General features: G+C 39.0%; 15 protein-coding genes. 7 read left to right on the top strand and 8 right to left on the bottom strand.

Going from position 1 to position 19,861, the window contains the following annotated elements; translation table 11 throughout:
• Positions 1-64: 64 nt before the first annotated feature.
• A protein-coding gene (locus tag S4054249_RS08375; RefSeq protein WP_145924997.1) for an IS3 family transposase occupies positions 65-1,143 on the bottom strand; the annotation gives its coding sequence in 2 pieces (ribosomal slippage) (positions 65-891 and positions 891-1,143; 1,080 coding nt in all).
• Here S4054249_RS08375 and S4054249_RS08365 point away from each other — a divergent pair.
• A complete protein-coding gene (locus S4054249_RS08365; protein ID WP_230851820.1) occupies positions 1,124-1,609 on the top strand; it encodes a TIR domain-containing protein in 486 nt (161 codons plus the stop codon). The two genes, S4054249_RS08375 and S4054249_RS08365, sit on opposite strands and share 20 nt — an antisense overlap.
• Before the next feature lie 151 nt (positions 1,610-1,760).
• A complete protein-coding gene (locus S4054249_RS08360; protein ID WP_046357319.1) occupies positions 1,761-3,509 on the top strand; it encodes a hypothetical protein in 1,749 nt (582 codons plus the stop codon).
• 157 nt (positions 3,510-3,666) lie between these two features.
• On the opposite strand, the gene S4054249_RS08355 is transcribed toward S4054249_RS08360, so the two are convergent.
• Positions 3,667-3,978 carry a hypothetical protein gene (locus tag S4054249_RS08355; RefSeq protein ID WP_046357318.1) on the bottom strand — a complete coding sequence of 104 codons (312 nt, stop codon included), beginning with the start codon at positions 3,976-3,978 and terminating at the stop codon, positions 3,667-3,669.
• Between the two features lie 201 nt (positions 3,979-4,179).
• Between S4054249_RS08355 and S4054249_RS08350 the strand changes: the two genes are divergently transcribed.
• Together S4054249_RS08350 and S4054249_RS08345 are read left to right on the top strand one after the other, a co-directional pair.
• Positions 4,180-4,791: a tyrosine-type recombinase/integrase gene (locus S4054249_RS08350; RefSeq protein WP_046357330.1), complete on the top strand. Its 612-nt coding sequence runs from the start codon at positions 4,180-4,182 to the stop codon at positions 4,789-4,791.
• Between the two features lie 170 nt (positions 4,792-4,961).
• Positions 4,962-7,700, top strand: coding sequence for an AAA domain-containing protein (locus S4054249_RS08345; protein WP_052961057.1), 2,739 nt, complete (start codon positions 4,962-4,964; stop codon positions 7,698-7,700).
• A gap of 78 nt (positions 7,701-7,778) precedes the next feature.
• On the opposite strand, the gene S4054249_RS08340 is transcribed toward S4054249_RS08345, so the two are convergent.
• Positions 7,779-9,524 (bottom strand): ATP-binding protein, encoded by a 1,746-nt coding sequence (locus tag S4054249_RS08340; protein WP_046357317.1) that lies wholly within the window; start codon positions 9,522-9,524, stop codon positions 7,779-7,781.
• Positions 9,525-10,273: 749 nt separating this feature from the next.
• Between S4054249_RS08340 and S4054249_RS08335 the strand changes: the two genes are divergently transcribed.
• Positions 10,274-10,462 (top strand): hypothetical protein, encoded by a 189-nt coding sequence (locus S4054249_RS08335; RefSeq protein ID WP_046357316.1) that lies wholly within the window; start codon positions 10,274-10,276, stop codon positions 10,460-10,462.
• Positions 10,463-10,545: 83 nt separating this feature from the next.
• On the opposite strand, the gene S4054249_RS08330 is transcribed toward S4054249_RS08335, so the two are convergent.
• Both S4054249_RS08330 and S4054249_RS08325 read right to left on the bottom strand, forming a co-directional pair.
• Positions 10,546-11,196, bottom strand: a complete 651-nt coding sequence (locus tag S4054249_RS08330) for a hypothetical protein (protein WP_046357315.1) — start codon at positions 11,194-11,196, stop codon at positions 10,546-10,548.
• A 253-nt stretch (positions 11,197-11,449) separates the two neighbouring features.
• Positions 11,450-11,707 carry a hypothetical protein gene (locus S4054249_RS08325; protein ID WP_046357314.1) on the bottom strand — a complete coding sequence of 86 codons (258 nt, stop codon included), beginning with the start codon at positions 11,705-11,707 and terminating at the stop codon, positions 11,450-11,452.
• A gap of 172 nt (positions 11,708-11,879) precedes the next feature.
• Between S4054249_RS08325 and S4054249_RS08320 the strand changes: the two genes are divergently transcribed.
• Positions 11,880-12,176 carry a hypothetical protein gene (locus S4054249_RS08320; protein ID WP_145924996.1) on the top strand — a complete coding sequence of 99 codons (297 nt, stop codon included), beginning with the start codon at positions 11,880-11,882 and terminating at the stop codon, positions 12,174-12,176.
• Positions 12,177-12,906: 730 nt separating this feature from the next.
• Here the strand turns inward: S4054249_RS08320 and S4054249_RS08315 are convergent.
• Entirely contained in the window at positions 12,907-13,659 is a 753-nt protein-coding gene (locus tag S4054249_RS08315) for a hypothetical protein (protein ID WP_046357312.1), read from the bottom strand.
• Positions 13,660-13,998: 339 nt separating this feature from the next.
• On the bottom strand, positions 13,999-14,202 hold the full coding sequence (locus S4054249_RS27285) for a helix-turn-helix transcriptional regulator (RefSeq protein WP_419555175.1): 204 nt from the start codon (positions 14,200-14,202) through the stop codon (positions 13,999-14,001).
• Positions 14,203-14,498: 296 nt separating this feature from the next.
• Here S4054249_RS27285 and S4054249_RS08305 point away from each other — a divergent pair, with 296 nt between their 5' ends.
• Complete coding sequence (locus tag S4054249_RS08305) at positions 14,499-14,762, top strand: helix-turn-helix domain-containing protein (protein WP_046357311.1); 264 nt, start codon at positions 14,499-14,501, stop codon at positions 14,760-14,762.
• 939 nt (positions 14,763-15,701) lie between these two features.
• Here S4054249_RS08305 and S4054249_RS08295 read toward each other — a convergent pair.
• Positions 15,702-19,700: a response regulator gene (locus tag S4054249_RS08295; RefSeq protein WP_046357309.1), complete on the bottom strand. Its 3,999-nt coding sequence runs from the start codon at positions 19,698-19,700 to the stop codon at positions 15,702-15,704.
• Positions 19,701-19,861: the final 161 nt, after the last annotated feature.

Genomic DNA, 19,861 nt, shown 5'->3' with positions numbered 1-19,861 from the left:
CTGAATGTATCGATAGAGGTACATAGTGTAACTGCCCCAATTTTAGTACAGCCCATTAGTAGAATTATGCTGCCTCAAGATAGCTCATTGGAGTTTGGTCTCCTAGTGCATCGTGAGGCCGTTCATAATTATAAATATCTAACCATTCATCTGTAATGTCACGAACCTGCTGAAGTGACTCAAACAGATATAAATCCAACACTTCTTCTCGATAGCTGCGATTAAATCGCTCAACAAAACCGTTCTGATATGGACTACCTGGTTCAATAAACTCAAGTTTTATGCACTGTTCTGCAGCCCCGCTATCTAAAGCATTTGACGTAAACTCAGGACCATTATCCACTCGAATTTGTTTTGGCTTTCCACGCCATGCTATGACCCGTTCTAGGACTCGGATAACTCGCTCAGCCGTGAGGCTTGTATCAACCTCAATGGCTAACGCTTGACGGTTGTAATCATCCAGCACATTCAGTGTTCTAAAACGATGTCCGTAGCTGAGCGCATCGCTCATAAAATCCATCGACCACGACTCATTATGTTTTCCCGGTGCGCTTAACGGCTTTGGTGTGCGTGTTGGTACACGGCGTTTTCCTTTTCGTCTAAGGTTAAGCTTGAGCATGTTATATACTCGCTCAACACGCTTTTTATTCCATACTTTGCCTTGATGTCTAAGTCGTTTAAACAGCTTAGGCATACCCCATCTAGGATGCCGCTCAACAAGCGTCAGCAAAGAATCAATCACATCATCATCCGACGGTCGCTTGCATTTATAGTAATAAACACTGCGACTCAAACCAGCTACGTCACAAGCAAATGCAACACTTACCTCAAATCTCGCACATAAATGCTCGACCCAAGCTCTGCGTCTACTCGTTTTTACAGCTTTTTTGAGATGATTTCCTCGAGCATTGAGTGTTTTAAACTGAGAGTCGCAAACATATCTTTTAGCTTGCGATTTTCATCTTCAAGCTCTTTTAAACGTTTTACATCAGAGGCTTCCATCCCACCATATTTAGAACGCCACTTATAAAATGTACTTTGACCAACACCATGTTTACGGCATATTTCCGGTACAGGCACACCTGATTCAGCTTCTTTGATCATGCCGACGATCTGTGTTTCAGTGAACTTACTTTTTCGCATCGTAAAATTTCCTTCTTATATTGATAGAAATTCTACTTATGAACTGTTTCAGTTTATGGGGGAGTTACAACATGATGAGCACGCTAAGAACGACGTTCAGACCTATGTTAAATCTAAGGGCCTTGAGCCAATAATTCTGCATTTACAGGCAAGCGGCGGAAGAACAATTATAGAAAAAATAGATCACTACAGTAACGTTGGGTTTGGAATCGTTTTATATACGGAATGTGACGTTGGGGCAAAACGGGATACCCTTATCTATAAGTGGCGTGCTCGGCAAAATGTAGTATTTGAGCACGGTTATCTAATAGCAAAACTATCAAGAGAAAGGGTGGCAGCTCTAGTAAAGGGTTCGGTAGAAACTCCTAATGATATTAGCGGAGTGGTATATGTAGCTATGGATGCGGCTGGCAGCTGGAAAGAGCAGCTAGATACGGAGCTTCGAGGTGCTGGGTACGAAATATAAACAGCTAACAAGGCTAATTCACACAGACAATCTTTCGGAACCTTCTCTCGTACCACAAATGGGCAGGTCTTGCATTGTTCCAAATTGCTGATGATTTACGACGTCATTCATAGATATTGCGCTGAAATAGGTTTAGGGGGATAGAACAGAAATGACCATAAAGAAGATTACGATTGAACATGTTAAAGGCATTTCAAATCGAAATTTTGAATTAAATATATTGGCTAATAAGCCTAGCTTGTTGGTTGCTCCAAATGGGTTTGGTAAAAGCTCGTTTGCAACTGCATTTAATAGTTTGAAGACCAACAAGCTTTCGGTTCATGAAGATCATCATCACAGGAGTGATCCAGCTTTAGCGTCAAAGTTGACAATTGAATACGAAAATTCAGAAAATACAATTTTTACACTGGAGGCTGATGATACTCATAATACAATTTCAGAACACTTTTCATGGTTTGTTATTAACAGCCAAATTAAAGCTAAAGGTGTTGGACGAAATTTTGGTGGTCGCACAGCTGTAAGTGCATCTATATCAGTGGACCCTGTTATACTTATAGAGACGACTCCGGCACGAGAGACATTCGAATATTCACATCGAATTCAAAAAACTAGTTTTGGTTGCAACGGAAAAATCCTTCAAAATATATCTTCTCACTTAGAAAACCTGGAATTTATTAGTAGTCTTGGAGATAAATTACATTTATTTGACAGAATGTCTCAGGTAAGAAATCAGAGGAAAATCGACAATTTCATCTTCGATGTAAACGCTCAAAACGGCACTACAGAACATATTTTAAAGTGGATTTCCAATAATAAGCTCGATTACTTATCCGGAATTGAACCACTCAATGAAATATCAAACACAATATTGAATTCTAACTTGGGTGTAACTGACTCCGTATCATCTTTTTTGATAGGTTTGCAGTTGCATAGTGTCTACAGGCAAGATAAAGCAAAGTTCAAAAAAGCACAGAAATACAGTGGTTATAAGCTAGAGAAAAATGAATACAAAGAAATTCTAAAAGCTTTTAATAGCTCATGGTGCAGGATTGCACCTAAAGAATCAGGGAGGAAATTAATAGTTGAATTTCCAAAAACCACCCATATTTCAAACGGTCAAAGAGATGTAATCACTTTTGTTGCATTACTCTATCGGGCTCAAAAAAAGTTAACTGGAAACAACTGCATTCTTGTTATTGATGAGGTTTTTGACTATTTAGATGATGCAAACTTAGTCGCCGTTCAGTATTACATAACTAAGTTGATCGATCAGTTCAAATATGAAGGACGTCGTTTATACCCTCTAATTTTGACTCATCTAAACCCGTATTACTTCAAAAACTTCGCTTTTAGCAAGCAAAAAGTTTACTACCTGGACAAGCGAAATATTGAGCCTAATTCCGCAATGGTTAAATTATTAAGAAAAAGAAATGAACCTTCAATTAAAGATGAAGTTTCAAAATATTTATTACACTTTAATAATGGTGAAATTAATAAACGAGCAGAATTTAATGCACTTGGCTTAAGAGCAACTTGGGGGGAAGGCAATAATTTCTATAGCTTCATTGAAGAAGAAGCCAGAAAATACCTTAAGGATGGCGAGAACTTCGATCCATTAGCTGTTTGTTGTGCTGTAAGGATTTCAGTTGAAAAGCGTGCTTATGGGCTTCTTGCAGACCAAGCGCACAAACAAGAGTTTCTTAGTACGTTTAAAACACGAGATAAGCTTTCTCGTGCAGAAAGCCATGGAGTTTCAGTCCCTGAATATTTCTATTTGTTGGGAGTTATTTATAACGACGGAATGCATTGGCGAGAAAACCAAGACAATATTTCACCTATTGCTGCAAAACTAGAGAATCAGACGATAAGGAGCTTGGTGGAGAAAGCAATGGACGCATAAATAAATACAAAACAAGGTGCTACTTTACGGCAAAGTACGGCACTTTTAACGTTTTCTTATCTTATGGTGTTAACATCTTATGGCACATTTACGGATGTCAGATTTGATTATGTCCCAATTTTCAAATCTGACTGACCTATGTTAAGGCTTGTTCAAATTATTTGTGATAGGTGCCGCATTCCCTCTCAGTAAGGGCGATAAATATTGCACTCGGATATGAAGACGGATATTTTTCCATACTCGCTAAAATTAGACTGTTGCGCTCAGCTCGCTTGTCTCCAAAGTACCAATCAATAACGCATTTTCCAGTCTCTTTACTTTTGGCGGCCGCGACATGCCCAAGCGCATACATCGCGCCTTGAATCCAAAACTTTTTATAAGAATTATCAAGCTCTAAAAACTCAGCGTTCGTCATTCCAGCAGCAACAGCCTGAAAGCTTACTCCAACGGACAGGGCTACATATAACAAAAACTTCTTTAATTTATATTTGAAAGTTGATAAAGGTATAATAACTGCGTACTCAGCAAGGGTTTAATGGTGCGTCTCACCACACTTACAGCCTGTTGAATCCTTGCTAATCTATTTATACGTAACGGGAAAATGGATTATGCCAACTTTCAAATAAAAGTTAACAAGCTCAAAAATTTGAGATGTTTTAAAAGACTGCTAATGCCCAAAAGTAACAACAACAACCACCCTAAGCGGGGCTCTTCGATCAAAGTTCAGCCCATCCGAACACGACAAGCAATCAACACCATCAAAGCACACTTAAAACATCAACCCAGAAACCTTTGCTTATTTACCCTAGGCATCAACACGGCCTATAGGGCCAATGAGTTACTATCACTCACCATAGGGCAAGTCGTACATCTGCAAGTGGGTGATTATTTAGAGCTTAAACAATCCAAAAACAAACAGTACCGCCCAATCACGTTAAACACCTCAGCCATCACCGCAATACAAAGCTGGCTAGAACACCACCCAGACCGCTTAGATCCCTCCGCCCCTTTGTTTGTGTCATTCCGAAGGCTGAGGAAACCACTCACTGTACCTGCGTTAAATCGGCTAGTTAAAAGCTGGTGCGAGCATGCAAAACTCAATGGTAATTTTGGTTCGCATACGCTCAGGAAGACATGGGGTTACCACCAACGTGTTGAAAACCATGTGTCAGTAGCACTACTAATGCGTGCATTTCGCCACGCGACCGAAGCCCAAACCCTGGACTACCTTGGCATCATCCCCGATGAGATCAAAGATATGTACCTAACACTAGAACTGTAAGCTAATATACGCATATCAGGTAAGAGCTCTCATTGATAGAAACAAAGACAGCCAAGTACATGCTAAATGAATCACCACTACTTTCCTACATCTTGAAAATAAAGTGTTATTTTTTTTGAGTTAACTTAGAATGCGAATTGCTCATTTTAGGCTCAAGGATTGCAAATAACGTGGATGAACATAAGGTACTAATTCTTACTTTGTATCAAGGAAGGTGGATTGATAAGACAAAAAATATCAAATCTCTTGAACCTTACCGTGGAGGCTTCAAAGTCGAGTTTGGAAATGGGACATATCGGTATGGTCACTCAAAAATAAAAGTGTTCCGCAACCCCGTCGAAGTAGATACCAGTGGATGTGAGATTTTCGTTCATAACATGCCTCTGAGTACGGGCACATATGAGGTTTTGAGGTTCTCTGAGCACTTTTGCATATTTGAAAATGGCAAGAAAAAGTATTACCCGATAGGAGCAGTTTCCTTCGTGAAAAATATCCTTCAGTCGCCCAATGCTTTGGGAATTGTTGATTACTATTCAAAGCTTGCAGAGCTTAAGCAAGAAGAAAAAGAATCTAAACACTTACATTATTACTATTCAAAAAAGCTTCGTTTGATCTCCGATGAATCAATAGCGGCAAGATTTATAGACAACTCCACACCAGCTACTATAGAGCACAATGAGACACTGATTTTTCCATTCGGCGTTAACCTCTCTCAACGCACAGCATTAAAGAGAGCTTTAAGTTCGCAACTGAGTTTAATCCAGGGGCCTCCAGGTACGGGCAAAACGCAGACTATTCTGAACCTGATAGCCAATTTAGTTATGCAAGGTAAGTCTGTAGCAGTCGCAGCAGGAAATAACTCCGCCGTAGCAAATGTTTTCGAGAAGCTAGAAAAGTCAAATCTTGGTTTTTTGGCAGCTACACTTGGGAGCAAGAAAAATGTCACGTCATTCTTTAGTAGTCTGCCCAATAAGCCAGATATGTCTGACTGGCAATTATTGCCCTCTGAGCAAGCTTCTACAACACAATCATTAGTCAAGCTGGATATGCGGATAACACAGCTTTTAGAGAGCAAAAACCAGCTTGCAAAAGAGAAGTCGTACTTAGATAAGTTGGCGTTAGAAAAGCGGTATTTCAATAAGAGTTTTGACACTACGCCTTTCGAGTTAGATAGGCTATCGATATTTCAAAGATGGCAGACTCCTGAAGTACTTAAATTTATGGCAGACTTTGAATACCACTCACAACTAGGTTCTCTGACTTGGAAGACCAAATTAAAGTGGCTAGTCAAGTATCGAATATACAAGTTTGAGGAGCTCAGTGAGTTTGACCTAAGTGTATTCAGGCGTCTTGTAAGTACCTTTTACCAAACAAAAATTGAAGAGACTGAACAGGTAATAAGGGTATTGCAGCAGCAGCTTGATAGCGAGGGATTTGATACGCTGTTAGAAAGGCAAACTGACCTGTCCATGAAGCTATTCAAGTCTTTTGTCGCTGAAAAGTACTCAGATACAGAATTTAAAGAAACCAATGCTAATAGTTACAATAAACGTGACTATCAAGATTTTGTGACCCAATTCCCTGTCACTTTGAGTACGACTGATTCATTAATGTCAAATAAGCCTGACGCCGTATTGTTTGACGTCCTGATCGTCGATGAAGCCTCACAAGTGAATTTACTGTCAGGCTTTTTAGCTATGTGCTGTGCTAAGAACATGGTTGTTGTAGGTGATACAAAGCAGCTTCCTCATATCGCAAAAGAAAAGCGACAAGTTGATATTGAGCATTTGTATGGAGAAACATCACCATACAATTACAAACGGAACAGTTTGTTAGCAAGCCTGATTAAATTGTTTCCATTAAGCCCGACAACTCTGCTTAAAGAGCACTATCGCTGCCATCCTAGAATTATCGAGTTTTGTAACCAAAAATTTTATAACGGTGAACTCATTGTTATGACTGATGGTATCACTGAACCATTTCAAATCGTCAAAACAGAAAAAGGAAACCATGCCGCACCTGCTTTAAACAGTAAGGGCCTAATAAACCAAAGAGAAATTGACGTTATAGAGCAAGAGGTTTTGCCCGTTGAGCTGGCACATACATCTTCAGAGGATATTGGCGTTATCACCCCCTACCGTCCGCAGGCTAACAAATGCAACGATCATTTTGGGCAAAGAGGCATAGATGCTGATACGGTTCACAAATTTCAAGGTCGTGAGAAAGACACTATCATTTTCAGCACTACCGCCAACAAAATAAATAAGCATATTGATCAACCTGAATTAATCAATGTCACTGTGTCGAGAGCAAAAAACCGACTGACCTTCGTTTCATCGCAGAGCCTTGTTAAAGAGAGTGGCACAAATATTGGTGACTTGATGCGTTACATCGAATATCAATCGGAATCACAGGTTATCTACGAAAGTTCTGTTGTTTCAATATTCGATTGTCTATACAGCGAGTACTCAGAGAAGCTCAACGCATTGATGACCCGTGTAAGGAGAAGCTCGGAGTTTTTATCCCAAGATTTAATGTCAGCATTGATAGACGAGTTACTCAATACGGGTGATTATTCGTGCTTAGCGTATAAAAAAGACTATCCGCTGTCATTTTTGTTCAGCAAGTTCGAGCACTTTACAAACCGAGAGGCTGAGTTCATCCAGCACCCTTCCAGTCATGTCGACTTTATCGTCTACAACACCATGGACATGCAGCCAGTGTTAGCGATAGAAGTTGATGGATATACCTTTCACGACTTAAATCCGCTCCAGCTTGACAGAGACGCAATTAAAAACAGTATTTTTAACAAAACTCAGCTACCTCTGTTCAGGTTCTCGACCAAAGGCAGTTCAGAAAAAGACAGACTGAAAGCGTTACTAGCCCCTTGGAAAGTTCGAGCTAGCTAATATAGAAACGTTTGCGCCTGTATAGTGAAACCAAGTAAGGTGTTCTTTTGTCCAAGGCATTTTTATAAAGCCCTTCTTTTATAACCTGCCTTCAAGCAACCACTGGTACTGTCGTCTTGCTGAAGATATTATGTCTGAAAAGCACATGACTTTAACATGTGGCTCCCTACGCTCTTGCGTCGGTAAATCTCCTCCCAAACGTCCGCCAATCAGAATTACATTAATTTGCTGATCAATCCCATTCTGATGAAAGTCATTTCTATAAGCTGTTGCTTGCTGGTAATCAGCAAAAGTAAGGCTGTGACTTGGCCTTTTAAATTCAATAAGCAATCTCTCACCATTATGGTTTTGAGTTAAAAATAAATCTGGTCGCCTATCGGCCCTATCTCCAATATATTTTTTCCCCAAGTACTCTTCAACCTGGCGTTTCAACGTAGTATTTGAACTAAATAAACTGTGCTCAACACCGAACATCCAGAGATTTCCCTCAATGGCCTTATGAACATGACTTTCAAGAGTTTCAGATCTCAAACATATTTCTTCTAAATAATCCAAAAAAGATAGACGATGTGCAGCTTGCTCAGCTACTGACGCCATTTCAACAAAACCAAACTCTTCTAACGCCTCAGCAAAGCGAGAAACCTCCGAGTTCCGTGCAGCATTAATGTGCTCAATGACCGCTCTATAATCACTATGCTCTAAAGCATCTAATAAAACGTTCACTACAGGCTCTAACTTACTCTCAGGCTCCTGATAGAATCGATCAAGCACTTTTTTGATTGCTTTATCTGCGAAGTCACGCCTATTTTCCGGTAGCTTTGATATACGTTCCAATGCTTTTTTGCGTAGCCTAGCTTGGGCCAAATGCATTTCTTGTCCATAGACACTTTTTAATTGTGCTTGGAGGAGAGGTTGAAGGGCCTCAGTTAGCTCTTTTTCAGTTTGGCTTCCCTCTATCAAGGCCCCCCAATCAGCTGTAATATCGTCATCATTCCCTTCTAGGTCTACTTCACCATATAGCTTTTCAAGTAGCTTTTTGGGGATATCGTCACTTTTATCTAACCCAAAAAATATTGGATCCCCGATTACTTTTCCATTTATCCGAACAGATATCCCTGGCTTTCTTAATTTTCGTTTTTGATCGGTAACCGTGCAGCGCAACGTTGCCTTACTCTTTCCTAGCAATATCTTCTCTTCTTTATACTCTCCTTGAAGATCATCGACACCTAACTCCTTCCCATTTACAAAAATATCGAAATTACTTTCTCGTCCATACTCAGCCAGCAAAATTTGCTTTAATTTTTGAGCCGTTGGGTATCTTAGACTCTGATTCAGATGCGACAATGTGATACAAGTACCTGAGTGTGTAGTACTATCCGACTCTTCAATCTCTAGCGGCATATCGGGTAACCCCTCATACCTTTCTAATAAGCTTTTGTCGAACGAAAATGCTGAGTACTTATTCCTGGCCCATGTTTCTAGTCTCATTGATGATGTAATCATCAAGCCAGCAAATTTACCTATTCCTTTTCTCCCCTTCACTCGCCTGCGCAGATTTGGAGAAAAGTCGCCATTGCGGTCTCTCCGGTTTCTGGCAATATTTAAATATTCACTTTGCAATTCATTTATAGTCATCCCCGAACCATTGTCTTGAACAATAATTGGATCATCAGATAAGAGCTCTGGCAATGTTACGCAAACTTTTGTTGCTTCTGCATCCCAAGCGTTATCTATCAATTCTTTTAAAGCTTTTTCAGGAGATCTGTAATTTTCACTTAATAAAAATGCTAGTCGTGTATCTACTTTAAAAGAATGTTGTGTCATCAATTATTTCCTTGACTGAGAGCTGAAACCTATTGTTCGAGCACCTGCTTCAGGTTGAAAACAGAGCGCATTTGTAAATATAAGTATGCTCTCTTTTTAATTGAAAGAAAACATTTCAGCAAATCCACAGGTTGTTTCTGTATGAGCCAATAACATACCTTTAAGTGTCACACAGAATGTATTGCCTCAACTCCCAAAGCAGGAGTTAAGGTTATTTTGGTTCGGATTGCTTGTTAGATCTTTACTATTTCACTAGCCTGCATGGTTCATATACCTACTGGTCTGAGGCTCAAATCTACGCTTCTTATGACCAAGTGAAGTGTCCTGCAAAATATCTTCGATTCTCGCCATTTCATCGAACAATTGGTTTAACTCATTTTCCGTAAGTTCCACCACATTAAGTGTTATAAAACAGCCAGTTAGAGAACTTCTTTAACTGGCTTTTTTGTGTCTGGAATAAAGTGTCCACATTGTGACCACATATTTTTAAAACCACAAACAAACCCCATCCCCGCGCGGGGCGGTCACTCGCCGTGACAGGCACTTAATTTGTACTCTTTCATACATTCTTCTCGCATCAATAAAAATAACGGACCCCCCTACGGGCTACCCCCGTGATTTATTCTTGACCCGTTCATCATTTCTGAAATGGTCGTTGTCACTCAATTAAGCGCGGGCTAAACCGCTCGCAAGCGAGCAACCCTAACTGAATTGATTAACACTCAGAGCACTTGAAAGGACCATTTGTCATGACTAAGAATCAAAAGTATGAAGCGAAGTTGAAAGCACAAGGATTAAAAAAGACAACCGTATGGCTGCCAGAAGAGCTAGAACCGGAGTTAAAAGAGTTGCTGGAGTTCTTCAAAAACAACAAGCACTGTGACCCAGTTCTGGTTGCTCGCAATCGAGAGACGAATAAGTTTACGAAGATTTCTTGAGACGGTACTAGCTCTGGAAATTGGAACTTGAGGGCTAGAGGGCTAGAATTTAGATAGGCTGACACAGAATTCTGAGCGCCCTCTTACAATAACTTCTCATCTTCACCTGTCAGTTGTGCACTTGGCTCTTGCTGTGCACTTAGCCCCCGTTGTGATTTTATCTCTTCAAACCTGAGATAATATTTCCTGAGCCCTTGACCACACATACCAGAAAATGGTTTGCCACATTTAATCAATTCCTCACGGTCAACTACATCTATCGGGTCAACAGTTTCATCTTGCCAATTAGCAAAGTTATTTATTACCATAGCAGATGTTATTTCAATATTCTCAGGCCAATCATCACTTGGGTCGCTTGTAAAATAAGCAGAACATCGTAGTTCTTGTCGGTCTAACAAAACATAAAACTTGTGTCTCCAGTACTCTTCATTTTCATCACAAATTAATCTATACGTTTTTGTTTGGATTAATTTCTTTAACTCCACGTATCTCGTAATATGTCTGGCTGACGTAAGCCAGTTTAATCTACTAGCCTTTGGTGCTTTTTCAGCACCCCCTTCAGATAAGACTTCAAAACCCCACTTAAGAGAGTTCAAGGCTTGAGCAAAAATTTCTTTATCGCTTGCGACTTTATCTTCATCTTCTTTTTTTAAGTTCGATGCTTTATAGCTTTTGTAAGCAAAATAAATTGATATTAATGTCGCCACTGACACTAATGTTCTAATAATTTCCATGGTAAAAGTGTAATTGATAACTAAACCCCTTCATTATTGTGATTTAAGTGTAAATTTATTGAAATAACAACTTACATTAAATTAGCTAATATGAGAAATAAATAGGTCATCGTTGACCACACCTTATATTGAATTTTATCACCCAACCAAGACGCTCAACTTTTCCTCCGAACTCGACTACTAAAAAGCCTTATCAAATTTACTAGTTTGCCCTTTGAAATTGATGATAAAAAAGGTTTGCATATATTGAAAACTAACGTCGACTATCTTTCCAAAAGCGTTTGATCGCGATAAAGACAAAAGCAATTAAAGCGCCAAATGCTAGCTTGTCATATTTCCTTAAGAGCTTATTTGTTAGTACTTCTGAAATGTGGTTATGTGATTCCAGTGAATCCATATGCACAACAAGACTTTCGCCTATGTAGTGAATACCAAAGTAGATGGCGATTCCTATGATAAGGATGAATAACACAGGTTTTAACCTTGAAAACACTGAAGAGTATTTAGCCATCCGGTTTGGCCCCAATTGATAGTTACCCTACGACGGTAACAATTAACACTCTTCAGAACAATCAGAGACTTTAATATCCCCCTTAAGTTAATCCACCTCAATGGCCGTGCATTCAACCCTAAGGGCCGAATCCACACCTTCGACAACAACATACCCTTGGTTAATGCATTCAGTGAATAGCTTTAATTCGTCTATATCAATATTATTTGTTGGGACAGGCACTCGAAGCTTCAATGGGAAAATGGCAATGATGGGCTCATCCTTCAAACTTTACTTACTCCAGAAAAAAGGCAATCAGCTTGAATTTATAATTGATAGATTCGGTGGGGGCCAAAGCCATTTTGAAGAATTTGAACCCGCAAACCTGAAAGAATTAAATTTACAAGGCATTGAAAAATATCAAGATCTTTTCATTTTTGGTATGGCAGAAGATATTGTAAAGCTACTAAATGGCGAACTATATCGTTGATCATTATCGATACCTAAGCTGGCAACTCAGAAGTAGGTTCACACTTTCAAGGCCAGAACCTAACAGGGCGTTTTATCCTTTCAAGCCACCATGTGGACTATGAATGTTATAGAACGCCTCCCACTCAGCCAGCTTAGCCTCTAAATCAATGTCTCATTTATACGCTTACCTTTAGGGTGAGAGCGTTCAACTTTATCATTAAGTGTAAGTCTCGATACCTCGGCTGACAATCCATAAGTAGGCTCTCACTCTCATCTCCTATTAAATCTTCTTGTGCACTTAACTCTAGTTGCGCCTTTATCTCTTCAAACCTGTTATGATATGAATTCAGTACTCGCCCACCCCCCTAAAATAAGTTTAATAATATAGCCAAGCTATAAACCACAAGCAATTGAAGGTTATTCGAATGTAATTTTCATTAGTGAAGGCAAACTATTTCAGACGGCTTATGCAGTAGAGTCTATGGAAAAAATTTCGGTAGAGCGCAAAGTGAGTTAGACCCTGAGAAAGCCATATTAAACAGTGATCAAATACCATAACGAGTCGATTCAATTTCATAGAACCAAAGTAGTATTACCCCACAACGAAAATAGATGAGAGAAAACAGAATACGTTACCGACACAACAGAGGCCTCAAGGATTTCAGTCTGCATTAGAATAAGTAGAGGTTTTATGAAAGCCTCTACACACAACCTAAAATTCAGTGGTTATCCTTTCTTAACACTCAGAGTTAATAAGAATAAACTGTATAATCTCGATCTGGTGAAGGGCTATGATCATAACCTAAGTCCCAGGCTTCAACAGCACGCGTAGTGCCACCTGCATTTTTGCAAATAATTTCAGATACAACGTACCTATATACATATTGTCCATCCGCTAAAGCCGTGCCTTCGGTAGTAAAGTGTGCACTATTAAAAGCCACCCCTTGTTTGCTTTCAATAACGCTAGGAGTTTGTCCAACTAAGTTTGAAAAAGTACACAGGCCATCTGGTGCATTATTATTTACAAAGGCTGCTGATACATAATTAATATTTGCATAGTACCCAGCATGACTGCCATTTACCCAATTTGATACCGTCATCTCGCTTTCCCAATTAATGACTGGAGCAGCAGGAATTTTGTGATATACAGTATAAGTTTTACTATCACTATGACAAGTGATCTGTAAAGACTTAGGCGTGCTTTCAAAACCACTCGGTAATGTACCTGTAATGGCCGTGTTTCCTTGTACAGGTAACTCTGCCAACACTTGCCAAGTATTTTCATTGATTACTTGCGCATTGGGGCAGTTCACATCAGTTCCTGTTACAAAAAATCGCGCTGAAAGATACGATGCACTGCGGCTTTGCACCTCAACTTCACTAATTGGACCCTGTGCATAATACGTATTAATACCTGCTTGTGAGTCTGTATCATAGATCACTTCATTAGAAACTGCTGACATAGAGGCCATTGCACATATTAAAGCTATTTTATTAATCATTATCATTCCTTTATAATTTTGGGTGGCTGCAGTGCCAAAGATGCTCAATTAATAGACACCGCGTTCCTACTATATTTCCAAGCTGCCGTCTGTCAATATCGACTAATCGCCCATTTCAACTTTTACCCAAAAATGCTAGGCAATAAAACATAAGTAGGTTTAATGCCACCCATAGGTAAGCTTTTGTTCGTCTACATACGGATTGCACTCGTTAAAACAATGTAATTTTAAAAATCATAAAACTTCGTCTTGTATGATTTACTCATGAAAGCTTGTATTAAGAACTCGCAGTCCTTTCCTGAACTTTAAGCCAATCCAGCTAAAATCAAACAATATCGGCTATTTATCATCTAAGTACCTTATACAGGGTAACGAGAATTCATTACCGAAAATTAAATACATTTCATACACAAGCTCAATAGTCATGTAGGTTTTACCATTCTCAAAATTGCTGATTGTCGCCTGGTCAACATTTAGCTTATCCCCTAATTGCTTTTGCGTTAAGTTTCTATTTTTTCTTATAATTTTTAAGTTATGCTGCATTTCTAACATTAACTTGTTAATTACCAATCTGCGCTTCACTGCGTCATGTCTCATAAATCTGCTAACCATATATTGTCCTTATAAAAGTGGTTATTGATAACAAACGGAAATTATTAATACGCTTTTGAGTAAACATTACTAGAGCGACATCTAGGCTACGCACGACAGATACTATCGTCATGAAAACCAAGGAACTCAAAGCCAAGATATTTACTTATGAAAAATCAATGTTAATATCGTGAAACAATGCATGCGGAAAAATCTCCGAATGAACAAAATGGAAGAGGATAAGGAAAGTGATAAGTGGTGATGACCTAAAAAGCATGAGAGTCAATGCAGGTTTAACCCAAAAAGAGATGGCTGACAAACTAGGCATATCCAGAGAAACCGTAAGTAACTATGAATTAGATGTCGGTCAGCCCAAAATGAGGGACTTCTTAAAATGGCTAATTTTTTGCAAAATTGATACCCGCTCTGTGGTCAACCAGATTGATGCAATACAGAGCCAAGTCAATAAAAATATCAAAGTAGAGCAAAATAACAGAAAGAAAACGAAGTAACAGTAAGAAAACGAAGTAACAGTGAGAGGAACTTAACCCAAAAAAATAAAGAAACACTTTCAATACTTAGTATTTAAATATTTATAATTTAAAGTTAAGGCACTATATTGGCTTGAATTATAAAAAATTTAATCTCAAAATAAATGTAACATTTACACCTACGATAAAAACTACTCATGCTATCACGCTCAATTATAGATTTTAGAAAGCAACATAAACACATTATTAGCCTATGAAAACCTCCTTTTTGATTGTGTTAAGCGTCGTAGCAATTTTAGCTTTTTTTATACAATTAAAGACCCCCTTTGTAGTAACTCCCTTGTATATACTACTTTTATGCTTTGCCCTCTTTGCTGGACAAGTATTAAAGGATATAAACATCTTTCACACATCTCTTTTTTTACTGACCATCAATAGCCTAAACTATATAATTTTCATCTCAGGACTTATAGACTTAACAGCAATTGATAATGATTATCTAAGCCAAGGGACTTATGTTTTTGGTGTACAGTTAATCGTGAATTTTGTCGCATTTTGTGTCTTTATTTTCAGAGTGCAGTTATCTAGACTTATTTCAAGTTCGAACAATATTAAACTCACATATTTCGATGCTTTATATCATTGGTACTTTTTGTTCCTGATGCTGGTATGTTTTCTAGCCCTAATTGAAAACTACTTGAGGATTGCTTTAGATTTTACTTCTACTTTTGTTTATGACACATTTGAGTTACTTCACTACCTTCCTTGGTCATTAACCTGTGGCACACTGTTAGCTATGATCATTTATTCAATAAAAGAGAAGAGCGGTTAAAAATCGACATCCATTTAGCTTATAATATCGGTGCTAAGTGCAAGAATACAAAAACAAAGACGCTTGAGTAGCACATTGTTTAGCTATTCCACTTGAAAAAGTGGCACCGACCTTATTAGACGAGAATGTTAAGCCAACCTACTCGTTTTATGTTTATCTCTATGCTTCTGAACATAGCTTTTTGCAGTTAACCCATAGTGCTTTTTAAAACATGCGCTGAAGTAGGATGCAGAGTTAAACCCAACAAAATCAGCCACCTCTGCTACGCTTTTACCGTGTAATAAAGGTGTTATTGACTGATACAAGCGATAATTCCTCAAGTATTCATTAGCTCCCATTGACATGACCGCGCTCAACTTACGATGCAACTGACGTTCACTTAGCGCCATCTCTTTGGCAAGTTCTGGCACTCCTACCTGAGGGTCTTGATAAGATTTATGGATCACACTATCGAGTTTATCGAGAAAGTCATAAATATATGGTTCATCTTTAAAACTAAATTTGGGTAACAATGGTAAACCATCGGTTTGGCTCTCACAGGGTTTCTCAATACGAGAGTGCCATTTTGCTATGTTTGCTGCATGGTGCATAAATACGTTGCGTACTTTTAATTCAAATGCCTGAACACTAAAAGGCTTGGTTATATAGTCATCAGCTTGACGACTCAACCCCTCTAGTTCTTTTTGTTCATTTAAATTCGCAGTCAGCAATATCACTGGAATATGCGCAGTCAGGGCATCCTGCTTCACCGAGCTTAGTAAACCAAACCCGTCCAATTTAGGCATCATGACATCAGATATAATGAGATCAGGCAGCAGTTCTTTTGCCATTTGAACTCCTTGTAAACCATCAGAGGCTTGCTCTACCTGATAATCAACACTAAACACGCTATGTAATAGCGTAAGCATGTCAGGGGTATCGTCGACAATTAAAATTGTTTTATTGCTACTATCATGCAGCTTATTTGTCACCACTTTATCAAGCGAGGAGCAATTAACATTCGAAAATGTCTCAAAAACCAAGCTAAACTCACTTCCCTTGCCAATGTCAGAGATAACGTCAATAGCGCCATCTAACTCGTCTACTACCGATTTTACGACACTCAGGCCAATGCCTAAGCCTACATTTTGTAAACGGCCATTCTCTGCCCGATACTCAGGAGAAAATATAGCTTTCTGCTCAGCAACTTCAATACCTATGCCAAAGTCTTTGACCCTTAGTCTACACCTTGGTTGAGTAGATGATGAAATCATCTCTAGACTGATCACTACCTCGCCACCATCGTGACTGTATTTAACGGCATTACTGAGTAAATTACTGACACACTGCTCAAGTTGATCTGGCCGTGCTTGAATATAAATATCTTTTTCTATGCTAACTGTTAGTTCAATGCCCCGCTGATGGGCAACAGGAAGAAATGCAGCAACTTGCTCTTGGCAAATTTGAGACATACAAAAACTTGTTATAGGTACTTGTGCCGTTTCAAGTGCCAAGGATGATTCTTGGTTTAAATTAGAAACCTGCATCAGTTGCTGAATTAGCACTTTGAGGCGTTTAGCATTACTCACAACAATATTGGCCATTTTGCTGCGTTCATCAGAATGCTGTATTTTTATCAATTGTTCTGCAGGCCCCTGGATCAGCGACACCGGAGTCATCAATTCATGTGACAGTGTTCTTAGTAAGGCTGAACGCTGTGCTTGAGCATCAGCCAAGGCTTCTGTTTTTTCTATCAGCAGCTTATTTTGTTTACTTATTTCTTGAGTTTGAGTAGCAACTTCTTTCTCTAGCGCTATTTGAATGCGCCTGAGGGTACCAATTCGAGCACGGTATAAAACAAACAGGGTGAGTAATGCCAATAAACCATATAAGCAAAATGCCCATACAGTTAGGTACCAAGGTGTTTGAATAACAAAAGAAAACCGACCTACATTACCCGACCAGTTACCGTCACTATCTGTGCTTTTCAGTAGCAGAGTATATTCTCCATGTGCAAGCTTTGGGATCATCAGCACTCGGCTTTTACCAAGCTCAACCCAAGTATTTGCAACTCCTTCTAGCTTATACTTAAATTGCTGCTTAACAGCACTTGAGAAGTTTGTGTTAGCCAGAACAAATCGAATACTTGCGTGGTCATATGGTAAAAGAGGCATATTTGTTTGATTAAAATAGCTTTGAGTTTCACCGTCTGTAAACGTCAATTCAAACTCACTGACTTTAGGTGAAGCCTCTGAAAAGTCGAACTTATCAGGATTAAAAATACTTAATCCATCTGGCGATGCGAACACCACTTGCTGATTTAAGCCATCGCCGGCACCACCTAAATACCCTTGGGGGTACAAGCCATCCCCTTTATCAAAGTGACGCACAGAAACGTTTGTATTTTCACGAGACCAGCCCATTAACCCATGACTACTTGCGAACCATGCAAAGCCATTATCATCAAAGGCGATACTTGTATCTGTTAAACTTTTAATTTTGTCTGGTAGTTCTAGCCATGCCTGTGTTTTTAAATCAAACACTCGTACATCGATATCTGTCTGGATAAATAACAGTCCCTGTGGACTGACAGATAAATCATATACTGCTGTGGTAATGTCATTGGCCAGTGGCATACCTACTGTCAGTTTTTCAGAGCGCATATCAAAAGCTTGTAACCCCTTTGATGTTGCAACCCACAAAGTATCTTCATATAACGCAATACTATGTACCTCATCACTTTTCAATGAAGAATTACCCGTGTGAAATCGCTCTACTTTTCCAGTAACTGCATTTAAATGAGTCAATCCATCAAAGCTGTGAGATAACCACACAGAGTGATCACTTTGTGAAGCAATCGCATAGATCGAGTCTGGTATTTGATAATTTGAGAAGTCGAATTGTCGAATAACTTTCAAACTATCTGGTTCAATTTGAACAAGAGTTTGATATAAACTAACCCATACGCGGCCATCAGCAGATTGTGTAATTGCTTGCGCTGATAAATCATCGGTCTCTAAACACGCTTCAAATACGCCCTGTAAAGAATAACGACAAACACCTGCCAATTGATCAGCAAACCAGATAGCATCTTGAGTCATCAAAATATCGTTAATTTCATATTGGCCAGTTTCGCTTGGGTGGGCGAAATATTGGTTTTTTACAGCATTATGATTTGCTGAGCTAAAAGTGACACCTTCACTGAAGCTACCATATGCCGTCACTTGCTCATCCTGATATAAAGACAGTAAAGGGGGTAACCCTTGATTACTTTCTACTGTACCATCATTTAAAGTGAGTAAACCGGTATTAAGTGAGGCCGCCAAAAACTGTTCTTTGTTTCTTAATAAATCAAAAACATAGCCAACTGTATCAAACTCGTTTTCATCTATATATCGCATTGATACTTTTTCCGTTTTCGCGCTATACGTTGCTAAGCCTTGTCCATGAATTGCCAGCCAAATACGTCCGTCACTTAAGCGCCATACCCTATCAGCGAAAACAGTTTCACCTACATCATTTTGCAAATATTGAACCTTAAATGTGGTCAAATCTAGGAGTAAAACACCGTTTTCGGTGGCCAATAATAGTTCATTCGGTCCTGCTTCTGTCAAAGACAACACATGAGGCGTGATTTGCTTTTCGTTCAACGTCAAAGCCATGGGCTTCAATTCATTGTCAGTATATTGGAACAATCCAGTGCTTGCGCCAACCCAAACAGTACCGAGTTGCGATTCAATAACACTATAAGCATTTAACTGCATACTTTGTTGACTAGGAGTTATGGGCTCAAACCGCTCGCTATATGGCTCAAGCAACTCAAGGCCCTGTTTACCAGCAACCCACAGGCGATTGTTTCTGTCGAATAACAAATCTCGAACTTTTAGAGACAAACTGAGCGTTGGTGTCGTATGTGCTGAAAAACGTTTCACATACATGCCATCAAACCTTGCAACCCCCTGCTCCGTAGCCAACCACATATAACCTAGATGGTCACGTTCAATATCAAATACACGATTACTCGGTAACCCGTCACCAACCCCTAGTACATTGGAAAAATTGGGCTCAGCGCTGCCCTTACTGCAAAAAAGTGCAACAAAAATAAGGAAGTAGCTAACAAAAAATGTCGATGATAAATTATGAATCATGTTACTAGGGTGTTGTTATATTTACTTATTTTTATATTTGTGGTTGAGAACCATTGTACCTATTTGACATAATAGCAACAACCTAATAATTATAAAACTTTGTAGTTAACTTTCCTTTTTGGCAGAAAATTACGCTTTTTTGTCTGTTTTTAACTACCGAG

The organism is Pseudoalteromonas luteoviolacea (genome assembly GCF_001750165.1).
Classification (GTDB): domain Bacteria; phylum Pseudomonadota; class Gammaproteobacteria; order Enterobacterales; family Alteromonadaceae; genus Pseudoalteromonas; species Pseudoalteromonas luteoviolacea_G.
This window is presented reverse-complemented; position numbering and strand designations above follow the sequence as displayed.